This window comes from Streptomyces sp. NPDC054866 (assembly GCF_053610745.1).
The window spans coordinates 77,733-96,320 of the sequence record NZ_JBSGZA010000009.1 but is presented as its reverse complement, the minus strand read 5'-3'; the positions used below and the strand labels follow the sequence as shown (position 1 = coordinate 96,320).

Here is an 18,588-nt window from a genome sequence, read left to right as displayed (position 1 = left end):
CTCGTGGTCTCTCTTTCGCTCTCGGTCTCAGTCGTCTTCGTTGTCGCCGAAGTCGGGGCGGACCCCGCGGGCGGCCATGACCTCGTCGTTCGAGGTGCCCGCCGCGACCATCGGCCAGACCTGGGCGTCCTCGTGGACGATGAAGTCGACCACGACGGGGCGGTCGTTGATGGCGTTGGCCTCGGCGATGACCTTGTCGAGGTCCTCGGGACGCTCGCAGCGCAGTGCCACGCAGCCCATCGCCTCCGACAGCTTCACGAAGTCCGGGACGCGGGTGCCCTTGTTGGGCGGAGTGTCGCCCTCCGGGCCCGCGTGCAGCACGGTGTTGGAGTAGCGCTGGTTGTAGAACAGCGTCTGCCACTGGCGGACCATGCCGAGGGCGCCGTTGTTGATGATGGCGACCTTGATCGGGATGTTGTTCAGGGCGCAGGTGGTCAGTTCCTGATTGGTCATCTGGAAGCAGCCGTCGCCGTCGATCGCCCAGACCGTGCGGTCGGGCCGGCCGGCCTTGGCGCCCATCGCGGCCGGGACCGCGTACCCCATCGTTCCGGCGCCGCCGGAGTTGAGCCAGGTGGCGGGCTTCTCGTAGTCGATGAAGTGGGCGGCCCACATCTGGTGCTGGCCGACGCCCGCCGCGAAGATCGTGTCCTCGGGGGCGAGCTTGCCGACGCGCTCGATGACCTGCTGCGGGGAGAGCGAGCCGTCCTCGGGCTGGTCGTAGCCCAGGGGGTAGGTGTCGCGCCAGCGGCTGAGGTCCTTCCACCAGGCGGTGTAGTCACCCTTCTGACCCGCCGTGTGCTCGGCCTGGACCGCCTGGATCAGGTCGGCGATGACCTCGCGGGCGTCTCCGACGATCGGCACGTCGGCGGCGCGGTTCTTGCCGATCTCGGCCGGGTCGATGTCGGCGTGGACGATCTTCGCGAAGGGCGCGAAGCTGTCCAGCTTGCCGGTGACGCGGTCGTCGAAGCGGGCTCCGAGGGCGACGATCAGGTCGGCCTTCTGCAGCGCGGTGACGGCGGTGACCGCTCCGTGCATGCCCGGCATTCCCACGTGCAGCTCGTGACTGTCGGGGAATGCGCCGAGCGCCATCAGTGTGGTGGTGACGGGCGCTCCGGTGAGTTCAGCGAGGACCTTCAGCTCGGCGGTGGCCTGGGCCTTCAGGACGCCGCCGCCGACGTAGAGGACGGGCCGCTTGGCGGCGGTGATCAGCTTGGCGGCCTCGCGGATCTGCTTGGCGTGCGGCTTGGTCACCGGGCGGTAGCCGGGCAGGTCCTGGGTGGGCGGCCACTGGAAGGTGGTCTGCGCCTGGAGTGCGTCCTTGGCGATGTCGACCAGGACCGGTCCGGGGCGGCCGGTGGAGGCGATGTGGAAGGCCTCCGCGATCGTCGCCGGGATGTCCTCCGCCTTGGTGACCAGGAAGTTGTGCTTGGTGATCGGCATCGTGATGCCGACGATGTCCGCCTCCTGGAAGGCGTCCGTGCCGATGGCCTTGGAGGCCACCTGTCCGGTGATCGCGACCATGGGCACGGAGTCCATGTGGGCGTCGGCGATCGGCGTGACGAGGTTGGTGGCACCGGGGCCGCTCGTCGCCATGCACACCCCGACCTTGCCGGTGGCCTGCGCGTAACCGGTGGCGGCGTGTCCTGCGCCCTGCTCGTGACGGACCAGGACGTGACGGACGCGGGTGGAGTCCATCATCGGGTCGTACGCGGGAAGGATGGCGCCGCCGGGGATGCCGAATACCGTGTCGGCCCCGACTTCCTCGAGAGAACGAATGAGGGACTGCGCACCCGTGACGTGCTCGACGGGGGCGGACTGCTGTCCTGAGGATCGGGGCCGCGGCTGCGGATGGTGGGCCCCGGTGGCCTGCTCGGTCATCGGCATTCTCTTCTCGAAGCTGAGGGTTTTTGCGGGGTGTTTGCGGGGGTTTGGCGGGTGCCGGTGCAACAAAAAACCCCTCGTGCCGTGAGGCAAGCGAGGGGAGCGCGTCGGAGCGGGTGCGGGATTCCGGTGTTCGGACCGGTGAGTCCCAGCTTCAGCCGACGCGCTTTCCAAGTACGAGAATTCGGGTGCGCATGGCACTGACCCTCTCCCCGGCGCACAGTGCCTGTCAAGTAGGTGGGACGGGGGTCTCATTATGTGAGCGGGCGAAGGACTCGACACCTCCTCCGTACGCCACTGGCGGGCCGCCCGCGAGCACCGGCTCCGCGGGCCCGTGCGGCACCGGATACTGCCCGATCGACAGCGCACGGCGCAGGCGGTACTCGTCGAGGGGGCCGGAGAACGCCATGCCCTGGCCGTGCGTACAGCCCATCGCGCGCAGGGCGATGACCTGCTCCGGAAGGTCGACGCCGTCGGCCACCGAGAGCAGCCCCAGATCGGTGGCGATGCGCAGCAGACCAGAGGTGATCTTGTGCAGCCGCGCGGACTCGACGACGCCCTCGATGAGGCTGCGGTCCAGTTTCAGTACGTCGACGGGGAGCCGCCGCAGTGCGGTGATGGCGGCATAGCCGCTCCCGAAGCCGTCAAGGGCGATGCGTACGCCGAGTCTGCGCAGGGAGGTGAGACGGCGCTCCAGGTCGTCCAGGGACACCCGGGGGTCGCTGTCGGCGAGCTCGATGATGAGCGCCCCGGAAGGCAGGCCGTACCGGGTGAGGAGCGCCTCGATGGAGCCCAGCGGCATGGAGCGGTCCAGGAGGCGCCGCGCGCTGATGCGGACGGCGACGGGCGTCGCATGGCCCGTACGCCCACGCTCGGCGGCCTGCTGGACGGCCTCCTCGATCATCCAGCGGCCGAGCTCGGCGGTGCGGGCGCCCTCCTGCGCGTCCGAGCTGTCGGCCACGCGCAGGAACTCGGCGGGCGTGAAGAGGATGCCCTGCGCCGAGCGCCAGCGCGCCTGGGCGGCGACGGAGGTGATGCGTCCGTCGTCCAGGGAGACCACCGGCTGGTGGAGCAGCGCGAACTCGCCGTCGTGCAGGGCGGTGCGCAGCCGCGTCGCCAGCTCCGCCTTGCGTACGACGTCGGCCTGCATCTGGGGGGCGTACAGCTCGACGCGGCCCTTGCCCGCGGCCTTGGCGCGGTACATCGCGAGGTCGGCGTTGCGCAGCAACTCGCCCGCCCCTATGCCTGGTTCGGCGAAGGCCACGCCGATGGACGCCGCCACGCGGACGTCGTTGCCGTCGATCGCGTAGGGCTGGGAGAGGGTGATTCTGAGACGGTCGGCGAGTTCGTAGATGTGCTGCTCGCGCGCGGCCTGGTCGCGGGTGCCGTCACCCACGATGAGCGCGGCGAATTCGTCGCCGCCAAGCCGGGCCGCGCAGTCCCCGGACCTGACGGCCTCCTGAAGGCGGCGGGCCGCCTGGATGAGGAGCTCGTCCCCTGCTTGATGGCCGATGGTGTCGTTGACCGCCTTGAAGCCGTCCAGGTCGATGAAGAGCACGGCCGTGCCCCGGTCGGTGACCCTGCGGCCGGTGAGGGCCTGGCCGACCTGGCGGGTGAACAGGGCGCGGTTGGGCAGGTCGGTGAGCGGGTCGTGCTCGGCGTTGTGCTGCAACTGCGCCTGGAGGCGGACCCGTTCGGTGACGTCGCGGCTGTTGAAGATGAGGCCGCCCTGGTGGCGGTTGACCGTGGACTCCACGTTCAGCCAGTCGCCGTCACCGGACTTGAAGCGGCACTCGATGCGGGTCGTGGGTTCTTCGACGGGGTTCGCGGTGAGGAATCTGCGCACTTCGTGGACGACGCGGCCCAGGTCCTCGGGGTGCATGAGCGAGGCCAGTTCGGAGCCGACGAGCTCCTCGGCGTCGCGGCCGTAGACCCCTGAGGCGGCCGGGCTGACGTAGTGGAGTATGCCGTTCGGAGCGGCGATCATGATGACGTCGCTCGAACCCTGCACCAGGGAGCGGAAGTGGTTCTCCTTCTGGGCCAGTTCCTGGGTGAGGGTGATGTTGTCCAGGAGCATGATGCCCTGGCGCACGACGAGGGCGAGGACGACCGTGCCCGCGGTGAAGAGCACGACTTCGTCGACGCTGCGGCCACTGAGCACGTTGTAGAGAATTCCCAATGTGCAGACGGCGGCGGCGAGATACGGCGTCAGCGCGGCGAGTGACCCGGCGATCGGCCGGGTGGTGGTGGTCCGTGCATCCCTGGGGGCGTCGTCGTGCTGCACGCGCGCGTGCTGCTGCTGCGCGTCGCCCGTGTGCCGGTGCCAGGGCGCCGCCCAGGGTGCGTACGCCAGGAGCAGCGATCCCGCGAACCAGCCCGCGTCCAGCATCTGCCCCGAGCGGTAACTGGCGTGCAGCAGGGGCGAGGTGAACATCGCGTCGCACATGACGGTCAGCGCCAGGGCGCCGATCGCCGTGTTCACCGCCGTACGGTTCGCGGATGACCGTCTGAAGTGCAGCGCGAGGACCATGCTGACCAGCGCGATGTCCAGGAGCGGATAGGCGAGCGAGAGAGCGGCGTGCGCGACGCTCTGGCCCTCGAACTGCGCCGTGTGCGCGAGCGCCAGGCTCCAGGAGAGTGTGAGCAGTGAGCCGCCGATGAGCCAGGCGTCGAGCGCCAGGCAGACCCAACCGGCCTTGGTCACCGGTCGCTTGGCGAGCACGAGCAGGCCGATGATGGCGGGCGGCGCGAAGCAGAGGAAGAACAGGTCGGCGAGGCCGGGACTCGGCACCGGCTGCTCGAGCACGACCTCGTACCAGCCCCATACGCCGTTGCCCAGGGCCGCCATCGCGGAGGAGAGCGCGAACAGCAGCCATGCGGGTCGAAAGCGGCTTCGCCGGGTGCGTGAGTAGCGGAAACAGGAGACCGCGGCGGCCGCCGCCGCGAGGCTCAGACCGAAGTCACCCATGATCAGGGCGGCCCGGGTCGATCCCCAGCCGAACGCGGCGCCGGTGGCATACCCGCCGCAGACCACGAGGAGCGCGATCTGCGAGACCAGGCCCGCGCCGCCGCCGGAGCCGGGGCGCCGGGTCAGGGGAGCTCGGGGCGGCATCGACGCCGTCAGACCTCCGCCGCCCTCCAGGGCGGTGGCGGGTGACGGGCGGGTGCTCACCGGGCCGCCCTGATCCGTGCCGCGCCTGTCCGCCTCCCGTGACTGATCGGCCCCGGAACGTCGGGTGCGAAGCCGTCGCGCTTCCGGCTGTGAGCCGGTGCGCGTGAGAGTCGTCGCCGGCGGCCTCGCCGCGTCGGATGGTTCGCCCATTGGCCGTACATCGCCCGTCGCCCCCCTCGCGTCTGATGTCTCGTCCCCGGCGCCGACGAACTGTCCACGGCGCAGCCCCTGTCGGGACGATACACCAGTCTCGTCACTCAGCGACATAGCTTCTCTACGCTCCGTGACTGTCGACGGAGTTATGAACACGGGGCGCACACAACCAGGCGCGGAGTGTGCTCGAACGGTCCCTGAGCGACGCCGCGTTGGCCGGGGCGGTTGCGCTACTCGGTTGTCAGGACGACGTTGTCGAGGGGTTCCCCGGCGACGTGACGGGTCAGCTGCGCGGCGAGCAGGCGCTTGGCGCGGGGCAGGAAGGCGGAGGTCGATCCGCCCACGTGGGGGCTGATGAGCACTCCAGGAGCGTGCCACAGGGGGTGACCTGCGGGCAGCGGTTCCGGGTCGGTGACATCGAGGGCGGCGGTGATCCGGCCGCTCTCCAGTTCGGCCAGGAGCGCCTTGGTGTCGACGACGGGGCCGCGCGCGACGTTCACGAGCAGGGCGCCGTCCTTCATGCGGGCCAGGAAGTCGCCGCCCACCAGGCCACGAGAGGTGTCGGTGAGGGGCGTGGAGAGGATGACCACGTCGGCATCGGGCAGCAGCGCCGGCAGTTCGGCGAGCTGGTGCACGGGGCCGCGCTCCGTGGCACGGGCAGAGCGCGCGACGCGCGCCACCCGCGCGCACTCGAAGGGGGCGAGCCGGTCCTCGATGGCCGATCCGATCGATCCGTACCCCACGATGAGTACGGATTTGTCGGCGAGCGCCGGATAGAACCCGGACCGCCAGTCCTCCTGCCGCTGCCCCTCAACGAATCGGGGGATGCCGCGCAGTGACGCGAGGATCAGGGCGAGCGTCAGCTCGGCCGTGCTGGCCTCGTGCACCCCCTTGGCATTGCACAACTGCACGCCGGGCGCGAGGAACTTGAGCCCGGCCTCTACGTGGTCGATGCCCGCGGTGAGTGTCTGTACGGCGCGTACGGATGTCATCTCGGGCAGCGGTCGTACGGAGGTCTCCGCGCCCTTCAGATAGGGCACCGCGTAGAACACGCAGTCGGCCGGGTCCGCGGGGAAGTCCGGGCCGCCGTCCCAGAAGCGGTAGTTGAGCCCGGCTTCGGCTGCTCCGGGCAGGCCTTCGATCTCGTCCGCGGCATAGGGGAGCCATACATCTGTCGTCATGGTCAGGAGGCTAATGCGCGGAGGGCGCACGCCGCGCAGGCGGAGCCAGAGGTTACGTTGGGGGCCGCTCGGACATGAGGTGGGAGGGCACGGCCAGGTGGACCGCAGGACGATCGGCGCGGCAGCGCTCGGGGTGGGTGCGGTCGGGCTCGGCTGCATGCCGATGAGCTGGGCATACACCGGCTCACGGCAGCGGGGCGAGGAGTCGCTGCGCACCGTGCACGCCGCGCTCGACCAGGGCTCGACCCTGCTGGACACGGCGGACATGTACGGGCCGTTCACCAACGAGCTGCTGGTGGGGAGGGCGCTCAAGGAGCGGCGGTCCGAGGCCTTCGTGTCCACCAAGTGCGGGCTCCTGGTAGGCGAGCAGCACATCGTCGCCAACGGCCGCCCGGGCTATGTGAAGCGGGCCTGCGACGCGTCGCTGCGGCGGCTGCAGACCGAGACGATCGACCTGTACCAACTGCACCGCGCCGATCCCGAGGTGCCCGTCGAGGAGACGTGGGGCGCGATGGCCGAGCTCGTCGCCGCGGGGAAGGTGCGGGCGCTCGGTCTTTGCGCGGTGGGGGCACGTGCCTCGCGGCGCGAGGGCAGAGGGCTGCACGAGGGGACGATCCGGCAGCTGGAGCGGGTCCAGCAGGTCTTCCCGGTCAGCGCGGTGGAGGCCGAGCTCTCGGTGTGGTCGCGCGAGGCGCTGGAGACGCTGCTGCCGTGGTGTGCTGCGCGCGGGGTCGGCTTCCTGGCGGCGATGCCGCTGGGGAACGGTTTCCTCACGGGGACGCTGACGCCGGGGCAGGGCTTCGAGCCGGACGACGTGCGGGCCCGGCATCCCCGTTTCACCGCCGAGATGATGGCGGCCAACCAGCCGCTGGTGGTGGGCCTGCGCCGGGTCGCCGAGCGGCACGGCGCGACCCCGGCGCAGGTGGCGCTCGCCTGGGTGCTCGCGCAGGGGCGCGATGTGGTGCCGATCCCCGGGGCCAAGCGGGAGCGCTGGGCGGTGCAGAACGCGGGGGCGGCGTCGATACGGCTGACCGGGGCGGACCTGGCGGAGATCGCGGCGCTGCCTTCGGCGATGGGATCGTGGGAATGACGACGCCCGCGGGTCCGTGAAGCGGGGTTGGGAACCTGTGGGGACCGAGCGGTGTATGAACAGTAGAAGCGCTGCGTCGAAGGGAACCTGATCGTGCAACGACCTGCTGTCACAGCCGCATTGGCTGCCGCCGCCCTTGTGCTCACGGCCGGTTGCTCGTCCGGGGGCTCAGACGCGCCGGACAATGGAAAGAGCGCCGAGTCGAGCCCCGCGAAGTCGGACGGGACACCCACGGGAAAGCCGCGCGCCGGCGACGCCCCGCCAAAAGAGGGATCGGCGTCGGTCACCAAGACACTCACCGAGGACCTGAAGTCGCCGTGGGGCCTCGCGCCGCTCCCGGGCGGGGACCTGCTGGTGTCCTCACGCGACGAGGGGACCATCACCCGGGTCGACGGGAAGACGGGAAAGAAGACCGAACTGGGCCCGGTCCCCGGCGTCTCCCCCGCCGGAGAGGGCGGCCTGATGGGCCTGGCGCTCTCTCCTTCGTACGCATCGGACCACATGGTCTACGCGTACTTCACCACCGAGTCGGACAACCGCATCGCCCGCATGCTGTACGACGAGAAGAAGCCCTCCGGCCAGCAGCTGGGCGCGCCCGACACGGTCTTCAAGGGCATCCCCAAGGGCGTGGTCCACAACGGCGGCCGGATCGCCTTCGGCCCGGACAAGATGCTGTACGCGGGCACGGGCGAGACGGGTGACACCGGCCTGGCCCAGGACAAGAAGTCACTGGGCGGCAAGATCCTGCGCCTGACCGCGGACGGCGACCCGGCCCCCGGCAACCCCTTCGGCGACTCCCCTGTCTATTCGTACGGCCACCGCAATGTGCAGGGCCTGGCCTGGGACGAGGAGAAGCGGCTCTGGGCGGCGGAGTTCGGCCAGGACACCTGGGACGAGCTGAACGAAATCAAGGCAGGCGAAAACTACGGCTGGCCCGAGGTGGAGGGCAAGGGCGGCGAGGAGGGCTTCCGGGACCCGGTGGCCCAGTGGAAGACCTCGGAGGCCTCCCCCAGCGGCATCGCCTACGCCGAGGGCTCCGTCTGGATGGCGGGCCTGCGCGGCGAGCGCCTCTGGCGCATCCCGGTCCGCGGGGTGGAGGGCACACTGGAGCCCCAGTCCTTCTTGAAGGAGGAGCACGGCCGCCTGCGCACGGTGGTCGCCGCGGGCGGGGACAAGCTGTGGCTGCTGACGAACGAGACCGACTCCCGGGGCACCCCGGAGAAGGGGGACGACAAGATTCTCGAGGTGACGGTGAAGTAGGGGGCTCCTGCCGACGGCCGGGCCCAGTGCGGGCTCGCTGTCCCGGCGCCGGCTAGCGCTCGTGCTCTGTGGTCGTCGCGGGGGCCGGGGGTGCGTCTGTGGCGGCGGAGGCTTCTGCGGTGGTGGCTGTGGCTGTGGCGGGCGGAGTTGGTTCCAGGGCTGTGGCCTGTTGCGGCATCCTTACCACCACCTTGCCGGAGGTCAGGTCTATCGGGCCGCGGCCCGGGTCGCCGTCGGCCACGTCGACCCGGCTCAGCTCCAGCCGCTTCTGCTCGTCGTGCGTGTGTTTGCGGCCGGGCTGGAAAAGCTCGATCGGGTTGAACACTGCGCCTCCTGGCGGCCGGGTTCCTCCTACCAGCGTAAGCGAGTGCCCGGCAAAGCCTCCGGGATCCGTCCGGGGCCGGGAAAGCGCAGGTCAGCCTGCGGACTGTGCGTGTTCCGCGGGGAACAGGCGCAGGCGGTGGGACAGGGCCGCCGCCTCGCCCCGGCCTGCGACGCCCAGCTTGGCGAGGATGTTGGAGACGTGGACGCTCGCCGTCTTCGGGGAGATGAAGAGCTCCTCGGCGATCTGGCGATTGCTGCGGCCCGCGGCGACGCGGCGGAGCACGTCCCGCTCCCGGCTGGTGAGGCCGAGCGCCTCGGCGGGGTCGACCGGGGTGAGGTGAGGGATCGCGGAGTCGTCGTCGCTCAGGGGCAGGCGGGCACGCTGGGCGAGCCCGGCGACGGACTCGGCGAGGGGCCGGGCCCGCAGGCGCTCGGCGACCTCGCGGGCCTGCCGCAGCAGCCCGGCGGCGCGCTCACGATCCGCTTCGGCGCCCACGCCGGCAGAGGCCGCGAGGAGGGACTCGGCGAGGCGGACGCGGGTGCGGGCCAAGTCGTAGGGGCGGTCGACGGCTTCGAACGCGGTGACCGCGGCGGACCAGTCGGCGGGGGTGTCGCGGTCCTCGGCGCGCAGGAGTTCGGCGCGGACCCACTTCTCGTAGGCGACCCAGACCGGCATGGGCGAGGGGAGGCGCTTGGCGGCTCGGCGGATGCTGTCGATGGCATCGGCCCTGCCGGGCTCGGCGGCGGGCAGGCCGCGCGTATCGGCCTCCGAGGTGGCGGCGGCGAGCAGCAGGGGCCAGGTGTAGCGCTGGGTGCCGGGCGGGAAGCCCGTGGCCAGGGCCTGTTCGAGCTCGGCGCGCGCCGCGGCGACGCCCGACGCGCGGTCGGGGTCGGCCCCCGCGATGCCGAGGGCGGCGTGGATCATGGGCAGGAAGTACTGCGGCATGCGGTCGTGCGAGCCGTAGTGACCGCGGGCCGTGGCCAGTTGGGCGGCGGCTTCGGCCAAGTCACCCCGGCCGAGCGCGATGAACGCGAGATGCAGGGCGGCACCGCCCCGCGGCTTGATGCTGAGCGCACCACGGCGGGCCGCCTCGGAGGCCTCGACCGCCTCGTCCCAACGGCCCAGCGAGAAAAGGGACTCCGCCTTGTTGGCCTGGACCCAGCTCTCGGTGTCCGTGAGGCCGTACTTCCGGCAGAGCGCGAGGCCCTGGTCGCCGACCTCCAGGGATTCGAGCGAGCGGCCCGCGCCTTCGAGCACGGACGGCAGGTTGACGTGGATGTGCGGGATGCGGGAGACCAGGCCCGGCGGCTCCACGCACCGGTCCCTGACCGCGTACATCTCGGCGAAGCCCCGCTCGACGTCGCCCGCGTCGACCAGAAGGCCGCCGAGGATGAGCCGGGCATTGAGCTCGGTCTCCTCCGCCTTGACCATCCGGGCGTACTCCACGGCGCGTTGGGCCGACGCCAAAGTCTCGGCACCGGGGTTGTGGAGCATGCCCCAGGAGGCGACGTTGGTCAGCACCTCGGCGTGCACCTCGGACGGCGGGAGGCCGCGGACCAGTTCCTGCGCGGTGGCGATCTCCGCCCAGCCGTCGCCGCGGCCGAGCGTCGAGGTGAGCCGGGAGCGCTGGATCCAGAACCAGGCCGCGCGCAGCGGATCGTCCTCGTCGGCAAGGAACCGCAGCGCACGCTTGGTTATCTTCAGGGCGCGCTCCCGCTCCCCGCAGAGTCGGCCCGCGACGGAGGCCTCCGCCATGAGGTCGAGGTAGCGCAGCGGGGTGGTGGCGGGGTCGCAGCCGCAGGGAGGGTAGACCTCGGCGTAGTCGAGGGGGCGAAGGTCGAGGCGGATGTCCTCGGGGGCGTCGTCCCACAGCTCCATCGCCCGTTCCAGGAGGCGCAGTTGCTCGGAGTACGCATAGCGGCGGCGGGCTTCGACGGAGGCCCGCAGGACGGCGGGGAGGGCCTTCGCGGCGTCGTGCGCGTGGTACCAGTAGCTGGCGAGGCGGGCGGCGCGCTGGTCGGCGGCGACGAGTGAGGGGTCGGCTTCGAGAGCCGTGGCGAAGCGGCGGCTGATCCGGGAGCGCTCACCGGGCAGCAGATCGTCGCCGACGGCCTCGCGCACCAGGGAGTGCCGGAAGCGGTAGCCGTCGCCGTCGGGCGACGGCAGCAGGATGTTGGCGCCGACGGCGGCCCGCAGCGCCTCGATCAGGTCGTCCTCCGCGAGCCCCGCGACGGCGGCGAGCAGAGGGTACTCGACGTTCGAGCCGCCCTCGGCGACGATCCTGGCCACCCGCTGGCTGTTCTCGGGCAGCTCCTCGACGCGTACGAGGAGGAGGTCGCGCAGGGAGTCCGTGAGGCTCGCGCAGCTGCCGCCGTGCGAGGCGACCGCGAGCTCCTCGACGAAGAAGGCGTTGCCGTCCGAGCGGTCGAAGATGTCGTCCACCAGGGACGGTTCGGGCTCGGCGCTGAGGATGCCCGCCATCTGCCGGGCCACTTCGACCTTGCTGAAGCGGGACAGTTCGATGCGGCGCACCGTGCGCAGGCGGTCGAGCTCGGCGAGGAGCGGGCGCAGCGGGTGGCGGCGGTGGATGTCGTCGGCGCGGTAGGTCGCGACGACGACGAGGCGGCCGCTGCGCAGCGTGCGGAAGAGGTAGGCGAGGAGGTGCCGGGTCGAGGCGTCGGCCCAGTGCAGGTCCTCCAGGGCGACGACGACCGGGCGGTCGGCAGCGATGCGCTCCAGGAGGCGGACGGTCAGCTCGAAGAGGCGGGCCATGCCCTCCTCGTCGTGCTGGGCGTCGGTGCCTCTGCGGCGCTGGGGTGCCTCGCCCAGTTCGGGCAGGAGCCGGGCGAGTTCGCCCTCCTGGTCGGCGACCGCGGCGTCCACCTCGGCGGGGAGCTGGCGGCGCAGGGAGCGCAGGGCGCTGGAGAACGGGGCGAAGGGGAGGCCGTCCGCGCCGATCTCGACGCAGCCGCCGAGCGCGACGACGGCACCTTCGGCGCAGGCCGCCGCGGTGAACTCCTCGATGAGGCGGGTCTTGCCGACGCCCGCCTCGCCGCCGAGCAGCAATGCCTGCGGCTCGCCCGTGCCGGGGGTCGTCCCCTTGGCACGGGCGAGTGCGTCGTTCAGTACGCCGAGCTCGTCGGAACGGCCGACGAACACGGGGCTTACGGACCTGGTCTCCACAGCGGTGAGCATCGCACAGGGTGAGTGCTTGGTGGCAGCAAATATCCCGAGGGCAGAAACGGTCGCTTCTGTCGCCGCCGCCTCCCCCATCACGTCTGTCGCCGTCGCCTCCCCCATCACGCGGCCCGGGTGAAGCGGCTTCTCCGCTGGGTCGTACTCACCCGCCCCTCGGTTTCGTGGCCGGCCGAGCGGCGGGCGGCGCGCTCCGCCTTGGCCTCACGGGCCTCGCGCAGGAGGCGGCGGCGGTCGGCCTCGCGGATGAGCTCGGCGGCGCGCAGCTGGTGCATTTCGTACTCGAACATTTCGACTCCCTGAGCTGGTGTGACGTCCGGTGTCCGGCTTCGCTTTCTGCGATGCCTTTACTTTCGTCTGCCAGGCAGGGGTGGCACATCGGGAGAGTGCCGCATCTTGAGGGGGCGGAATGCCTTAGGGGGGTGGGAGAGGCCCTTAGGCCTCTCCCACCCCCCTAAGGCTCAGAACGCCGGTGGGGCCGCGCCACCATCAACTCGTCGACGGAAGACCGTAGATGAGGTCCGAGTACTTGGCGATGGCCAGCAGCAGGCCGATGACGCCCAGGGCGACACCCGCCCAGGCCACCGACTTGATCCACGGCGCCTGTACCTGGTCGGGCGCGCCGAACGCGGGCCTGACCAGGACGACGAACCCGACGACCAGCGCGGCGAGCGCGAAGGCTCCGGCGATCAGCGCCGTGACCTGCCAGGAGTCGCCGTACAGGGCCTGGATCTGGTCGGCGACGCTCGCCGACTGCTTGGTCTCGAGCTGACCGACGATGTTCGAGCGGGCCGCGGCGACCGTGCCGAGCCAGCCGCCGGACAGGCCGATCACACCGAGAGCGGCGGAGACGACGGCCGCGGCGCCCTGGAACACGCCGGTGGACCTGGCCGGAGCGACCTCGTCCACCACGACGAGCTCGTCGACGTCGTCGGCGTCGTCGCCCTCGACGGCTTCATCGGCCGAGGCGGTCTTCTCCACCTTGACGGCGTCCACCTTGCCGGCGTCCGCCTTCGCGGCGTCCGTGGTGTCGGCGGTGTCCGCGGCCTCCGGCTCTGCGGGCTTTGCGGCCGCCTCGGCCGCGCTCTCGTCCTCTGTCTTAGTTCCCATGCCCCGCACCGTACGGACGGAGTCTGAGAGCTTTCTTAACGAGCCGCTTCGGCGCCCTGACGAGCCTCGCGCGCCTTCCGCCACTCCGGCGCGAGCACCGACCACACCTCCATGTCGTGCCGCACCCCCTGCCAGGGGAAGCTCTCCCGCAGCACGCCGTCCTTGGTCATCCCGAGGCGCTCGGCGACCGCGATGCTGGGGGCGTTCAGCGTGGACACCTGCCACTCCACGCGGTGCATGCCGCGCTCGTCCACCGCCCAGTCGATGAGGACCCGGCTCGCCCTGGTGATCAGACCGCGCCCGGCGGCCGAAGGCTCGAGCCAGACGCCGACCTCGCAGGTCTCGTTGGCCGTGTCGAAGATCCGGAAGAGCACTCCGCCGACGAGCGTGCCGTCCAGCCAGATGCCGTACAGGCGGCCCGTGTCGGCGGCCTGCCTGTCGGCGAACATCTGGAGCAGCTCCCGCGCCGATTCGAGGTCCTTCACCCGCACGGTCAGGGGCACCCAAGGCCCCGCGTACTCCCGCGCACGCTCTACGTGCGTGAGGAACTCCCGCGCCTGCCACGGCTCGATGGGCCTCAGCTCAGCGCCCTCGCCCAGCGATATCGCGAACATCCCGCTCCTTCATTCCGTCCGGCACCACGTCCGCGCTCTCCCGCGCGTCCCGTTGCCCCCGGATCCTCGCACTCACGACGGCCGTACTCGAACGACATTCCGGCGGCTCGATGCTGATGCGCGGCAGCCAGCGGTCGAGGCCGCGCGGCAGCCACCAGTTGGCGCCGCCCAGCATGTGCATGAGGGCCGGCACCAGCAACGTACGCAGGACGAAGGCGTCGAGCGCGACCGCGGCGGCGAGGCCGATGCCGAACATCGCGATGACCCGGTCGCCGCTCAGGACGAAGGCGAGGAAGACCGAAATCATGATCACGGCCGCAGAGTTGATCACGCGGCTCGTCTCGGCGAGGCCGACGCGGACGGCCCGCCGGTTGTCGCCGGTCTCCAGCCACTCCTCGTACATCCGGCTGACCAGGAAGACCTGGTAGTCCATCGAGAGCCCGAAGAGTACGGACACCATGATCACGGGCAGGAAGGGTTCGATCGGTCCGGCCGAGCCGAGGCCGAGCAGCTCGCTCCCCCAGCCCCACTGGAAGATCGCGACGACGACCCCGAAGGCGGACGCCACCGCGGCCACGTTCATCGCGGCGGCCTTCAGGGGGATGCCGATGGACCGGAAGGCGAGGAGCAGCAGGACGCAGCCGAGGCCGATGACCACGCCCACGAAGAGCGGCAGCTTGCCGACGATGATCTCCGCGAAGTCGTCGTAGCTCGCCGTGACACCGCCCACCGCCACGTCGAGCGAGGTGTCGGCCTCGGCCCTGGGGAGCACGTCGTCGCGGAGCCGGTCGACGAGATCGCTGGTCCGCTCGGACTGGGGGGACGAGTCGGGTACGACGGTGATGTGGGCGACGGTGCCGTCAGTGTCGTAGGTGACGGGGCTGACGGAGGCGACGCCCTTGGTCGATTCCAGTGTGGGGACGAGGTTGGTGAGGGCGAGTCGGTCGCCCGCTCCTTCGACGTCCGTGACGAGGGTGAGGGGGCCGTTCACGCCGGGGCCGAAGCCGTCGGCGAGCAGGTCGTAGGCCTGGCGTGTGGTCGTCGACGCCGGGTTGTTGCCCTGGTCGGAGGTGCCCAGGTGGAGGGAGAGCGTGGGCAGCGCGAGCAGCGCCATCACGGCGACGGCGACGACGCCGAGCAGCTTCGGGTGCCGCTCCACGAAGGCGGACCAGCGGGCGGCGAGCCCGGTGGGCAGCTCCGGGGCCGGTCCGTGCTCGGCCAGGGCGCGGCGTTCGCGGCGGCTGAGCGCGCGCGGGCCGATCCAGGACAGCAGGGCGGGCAGCAGGGTCACGGACGCGGCGACCGTGAGAAGGACGGTCAGCGATCCCGCGATCGCGACGCCGTTGAGGAAGCTGAGCCGCAGGATGAGCATGCCGAGCAGCGCGATGCACACGGTGGCGCCCGCGAAGACGACCGCGCGCCCGGTGGTGGCGACCGCGCGTTCCGCGGCGACGGCCACCGGCAGGCCCTGTTTGAGGCCCTTGCGGTGGCGGGTCACGATGAACAGCGCGTAGTCGATGCCGACGCCGAGCCCGATCAGCGTGCCCAGCATCGGGGCGAAGTCCGCGACGGTCATGACGTGCCCGAGCAGCACGATGCCGGCGTAGGCCGTGCCGACCGACACCAGCGCCGTGGCGATGGGCAGGATCGACGCGGCGAGCGAGCCGAAGGCGAGGAAGAGCACGACGGCGGCGACGGCGACCCCGACGATCTCGGCGGTCTGGGCGCTCTTGGACTCGGTGAGGGCGACGGCGCTGCCGCCGAGCTCGACGTCCAGGCTGTCCGAAGCGGCGGCCTTCGCGGTGTCGACGAGCGCCTGCGCGTCCGCCTTGCCGATGTCGTCGGCCTGCTCGCGGAAGGTGACGTTCGCGTACGCGATGCGGTCGTCGTCACTGATCTGTGCGGCGCCGCTCCCGTCGTACGGGCTGCTGACGGAGGCCACCGCGGGCATGTCCTCGATCTTGTCGAGGGCGTCGGTCATCGTCTGCTCGACGTCGGCAGCGCGCACGGTGGTGCCCGCTTCGGTCTTCCAGACGACGGTGTTGCTGTCGCCGCCGAGGCCTTCGAAGCCCTCGTTCAGGAGCTGGGTCGCACGGCCGGACTCGGTGCCCGGCACCTCGTAGTCGTTCGAGTACGAGGATCCGGCGAGCGCGGCGGCGCTCGTGGCGCCCGAGAGAGCGACGAGCCAGAGCAGTACTGCGAGGAGGCGGTGCTTCACACACCACCGTGCGAGTGCTGCCACTGACCGGCTCCCTGATGTGGTTCGTGGATCTTTATCGGGAACCGTCTTGAATGACCTGAACAGCCCGCAAAGAACGTATGAGCGATGACATAAGCGCCAGAGACACTTTGACAGGGCCTGGAGATCGTTGGTCCGGTTCGTGGGCTTCCTCACAAGGGCACAAAGGGTGTGCGAGGCCCCATCGGAACCTCGCACACCCTGAGAACTGTGGCTTCAGCCCGATACGCTCGCGCGTCCGTTCTCTATGTGCCCCATCAGACGCCGCCGGAATACGGGCTCACCCGTGACCGTCACCTGGATGTCGTACCAACCGTGCTCGTCTGCCGTGTGCCAGGCGATCGTGCGACTGCTGCCCGCCTTGACGCGCACGACCCGCGTGCGCCTCCTGACGACGTGCTCGTCCACGTATCCGACCGGCTTGACGGTGAAGACGAGTTCCTTGCGGCCCCGGTTGGCCAGGGTCAGGTGGATCTCGCGGCGGGTGATCGCGGAGGCGAGCTGCGCGCCGCCGTCCTTGCCGCCCGCGAACTCGCGCCGGAAGCCGTTCGGCCCCGTGATCGTGAAGTCGTACGCGTCCCCCGGCACCGGCACGGTCCAGGAGCCCTCGCGTACGACGTCCTGGTGGAGCGGGGCCGTGAACTCACCGGCGTACGGATAGAGCGCGAAGTGCGCGCTGGAGCGTCCGCCATTGCGCAGCCGCACCGAGAGAGCACCGCTCTCGCCCCGCTTCACGTACGCGTCGGGCTGGTAGGGCAGCGGGCGGGCGCGGCGGGTGCCCGGCTCCTGGACCGGCATGGACTGCTTCAGGGGCGGCTGCGGGGACCAGCGGCCGCTGAACTCCGGGATGGCGCCGGGCTGCTCCACCTCGGGCTGACGGTGGCCGCGCCTGAAGTCGAAGGCGCCGGTGAGGTCGCCGGTGACCTTGCGGCGCCAGGCGCTGATGTTGGGTTCCTCGATGCCGGTCCACTTCTCCAGGAAGCGCACGACCGAGGTGTGGTCGAAGACTTCGGAGCAGACGTAGCCGCCGACGGTCCAGGGCGAGACGACGAGCATGGGCACGCGCACGCCGAGGCCGGTCGGCCGCCCCTGCCAGTGCTCCTCCTTGGCCTCGTCGCTCTCGCCGCCGGGGACGGGCGGCGGGACGTGGTCGAAGAAGCCGTCGTTCTCGTCGTAGTTGATGAAGACGGCGGTGCGCCGCCAGACCTCGGGGTGCGAGGCGAGGGCGTCCAGGACCTTGTAGACGATGGTCGCGCTGTGGATCGGCGAGGAGACGCTGGGGTGCTCGGAGTCCAGGGCGGACGGCACCAGATAGCTGACCTTCGCCAGCTTGCCGTCCGCGACGTCCTTGGCGAACGTCTCGGCGAGCTTCCCCGTCGGCACGCGCCGGAGGCCGCGCTCGAACAGCGACTTCTCCGCCTTCGTGAGGGTCGCGACGCCCTCCTCCAGGGTGGCGAGCAGCTTCTCGCGCTCGGCGTCGTCCTTGGCGTCGCGCACCTTGGCGTAGAAGGCCTCCATGAAGGTCAGGCCGGTCTTGGCGAGGACCTTGCGGGCGATGGCCTTGAAGGTGGTGAAGAACTCGATCTGGTTGTCGGTGAAGTTCTCCCACTCCGTGTACGTCTGCCAGCTCACGCCCGCCTTCTCCAGGCGCTCGGCGTACGTCCCCCAGTCGTAGCCGGGGTGCTTGCCCTCGTCGTACGCGTCGTTCTCGACGGCACGCGTGCCGTCCGCCTCGAAGCCGGTCTTCCCGCTCCACAGGTGGTTGCGGTTGGGGCTGGTGGAGGTGTGGATGGAGGAGTGGTAGGCGTCGCAGACGGTGAAGGTGTCGGCGAGTTCGTAGTGCAGCGGGATGTCGTCGCGCGTGTAGTACGCCATGGTCGCCGCGGTCTTGGCGGTGATCCAGCCGTCCATCCAGCCGTCGTGCCAGGCCTTGGCGCCGCCGCTCCAGGAGTGGTCGAGGGCGCCGATGTACTGAAGGTCCTTCTTCTGCGCCGCCGCGGCCTCGCGGACCGGGAAGGGCATGACGGTGCGCAGCACGCCCGGCTGTTCGAACACGGACTTGCCGCTCGGGAGCCGGACGGCGTTGCGGTCGCCGAAGCCGCGTACGCCGCGCAGGGCGCCGAAGTAGTGGTCGAAGGACCTGTTCTCCTGCATCAGGATGACGACGTGCTCGATCGAGTCGAGCCCGCCGCTGCCGGGTTTGTGCCGGTCCTGCGCCAGTGCCAGCTGCAACGACGGGGGCAGGAAGGATCCGACGGCGGCGGCGCCGACCGCGCCACCGCCGACCGCCATCAGTCGCCTGCGGGAAATCTCCGGGGACACGTAACGACCTCCAGTCGACGGCCAATGGTTCTCCGCTGATCCATTG

At 70.8% G+C, this 18,588-nt stretch carries 12 protein-coding genes; 2 read left to right on the top strand and 10 right to left on the bottom strand.

Annotated elements, in window-relative coordinates; translation table 11 throughout:
* Positions 1–27 precede the first annotated feature (27 nt).
* The 3 genes from ACWGI2_RS35180 to ACWGI2_RS35170 form a co-directional block, all read right to left on the bottom strand.
* Positions 28–1,878, bottom strand: coding sequence for an acetolactate synthase large subunit (locus tag ACWGI2_RS35180; RefSeq protein WP_453398079.1), 1,851 nt, complete (start codon positions 1,876–1,878; stop codon positions 28–30).
* Positions 1,879–2,110: 232 nt separating this feature from the next.
* Entirely contained in the window at positions 2,111–4,993 is a 2,883-nt protein-coding gene (locus ACWGI2_RS35175; RefSeq protein ID WP_453398131.1) for a putative bifunctional diguanylate cyclase/phosphodiesterase, read from the bottom strand.
* A gap of 443 nt (positions 4,994–5,436) precedes the next feature.
* Positions 5,437–6,387, bottom strand: coding sequence for a 2-hydroxyacid dehydrogenase (locus ACWGI2_RS35170; RefSeq protein ID WP_453699904.1), 951 nt, complete (start codon positions 6,385–6,387; stop codon positions 5,437–5,439).
* 97 nt (positions 6,388–6,484) lie between these two features.
* Here ACWGI2_RS35170 and ACWGI2_RS35165 point away from each other — a divergent pair, with 97 nt between their 5' ends.
* Together ACWGI2_RS35165 and ACWGI2_RS35160 are read left to right on the top strand one after the other, a co-directional pair.
* Positions 6,485–7,477, top strand: a complete 993-nt coding sequence (locus ACWGI2_RS35165; RefSeq protein WP_453699902.1) for an aldo/keto reductase — start codon at positions 6,485–6,487, stop codon at positions 7,475–7,477.
* An 87-nt stretch (positions 7,478–7,564) separates the two neighbouring features.
* On the top strand, positions 7,565–8,737 hold the full coding sequence (locus ACWGI2_RS35160) for a PQQ-dependent sugar dehydrogenase (RefSeq protein WP_453700115.1): 1,173 nt from the start codon (positions 7,565–7,567) through the stop codon (positions 8,735–8,737).
* A gap of 52 nt (positions 8,738–8,789) precedes the next feature.
* On the opposite strand, the gene ACWGI2_RS35155 is transcribed toward ACWGI2_RS35160, so the two are convergent.
* The 7 genes from ACWGI2_RS35155 to ACWGI2_RS35125 all read right to left on the bottom strand — a co-directional run bounded on the left by ACWGI2_RS35155 (position 8,790) and on the right by ACWGI2_RS35125 (position 18,530).
* Positions 8,790–9,062: a DUF6191 domain-containing protein gene (locus tag ACWGI2_RS35155; RefSeq protein WP_453699901.1), complete on the bottom strand. Its 273-nt coding sequence runs from the start codon at positions 9,060–9,062 to the stop codon at positions 8,790–8,792.
* 90 nt (positions 9,063–9,152) lie between these two features.
* Positions 9,153–12,257, bottom strand: a complete 3,105-nt coding sequence (locus tag ACWGI2_RS35150; RefSeq protein WP_453699899.1) for a helix-turn-helix transcriptional regulator — start codon at positions 12,255–12,257, stop codon at positions 9,153–9,155.
* Positions 12,258–12,361: 104 nt separating this feature from the next.
* Positions 12,362–12,547, bottom strand: coding sequence for a hypothetical protein (locus ACWGI2_RS35145; RefSeq protein WP_453699898.1), 186 nt, complete (start codon positions 12,545–12,547; stop codon positions 12,362–12,364).
* A 199-nt stretch (positions 12,548–12,746) separates the two neighbouring features.
* Positions 12,747–13,367 (bottom strand): hypothetical protein, encoded by a 621-nt coding sequence (locus ACWGI2_RS35140; RefSeq protein WP_453699896.1) that lies wholly within the window; start codon positions 13,365–13,367, stop codon positions 12,747–12,749.
* A gap of 35 nt (positions 13,368–13,402) precedes the next feature.
* On the bottom strand, positions 13,403–13,981 hold the full coding sequence (locus tag ACWGI2_RS35135) for a GNAT family N-acetyltransferase (protein WP_453398072.1): 579 nt from the start codon (positions 13,979–13,981) through the stop codon (positions 13,403–13,405).
* Positions 13,950–16,223 (bottom strand): MMPL family transporter, encoded by a 2,274-nt coding sequence (locus tag ACWGI2_RS35130; RefSeq protein ID WP_453699894.1) that lies wholly within the window; start codon positions 16,221–16,223, stop codon positions 13,950–13,952. Before ACWGI2_RS35130 ends, ACWGI2_RS35135 begins: the two co-directional genes overlap by 32 nt.
* A 213-nt stretch (positions 16,224–16,436) precedes the next feature.
* Positions 16,437–18,530: a phosphocholine-specific phospholipase C gene (locus ACWGI2_RS35125; RefSeq protein ID WP_453700113.1), complete on the bottom strand. Its 2,094-nt coding sequence runs from the start codon at positions 18,528–18,530 to the stop codon at positions 16,437–16,439.
* Positions 18,531–18,588: the final 58 nt, after the last annotated feature.

Excerpts from the sequence above, each read along its gene's own strand:
- ACWGI2_RS35180 (WP_453398079.1), bottom strand. The coding sequence starts at position 1,878 with ATGACCGAGCAGGCCACCGGGGCCCACCATCCGCAGCCGCGGCCCCGA.
- ACWGI2_RS35175 (WP_453398131.1), bottom strand. The coding sequence starts at position 4,993 with ATGCCGCCCCGAGCTCCCCTGACCCGGCGCCCCGGCTCCGGCGGCGGC.
- ACWGI2_RS35170 (WP_453699904.1), bottom strand. The coding sequence starts at position 6,387 with ATGACGACAGATGTATGGCTCCCCTATGCCGCGGACGAGATCGAAGGC.
- ACWGI2_RS35150 (WP_453699899.1), bottom strand. The coding sequence starts at position 12,257 with ATGCTCACCGCTGTGGAGACCAGGTCCGTAAGCCCCGTGTTCGTCGGC.
- ACWGI2_RS35145 (WP_453699898.1), bottom strand. The coding sequence starts at position 12,547 with ATGTTCGAGTACGAAATGCACCAGCTGCGCGCCGCCGAGCTCATCCGC.
- ACWGI2_RS35140 (WP_453699896.1), bottom strand. The coding sequence starts at position 13,367 with ATGGGAACTAAGACAGAGGACGAGAGCGCGGCCGAGGCGGCCGCAAAG.
- ACWGI2_RS35135 (WP_453398072.1), bottom strand. The coding sequence starts at position 13,981 with ATGTTCGCGATATCGCTGGGCGAGGGCGCTGAGCTGAGGCCCATCGAG.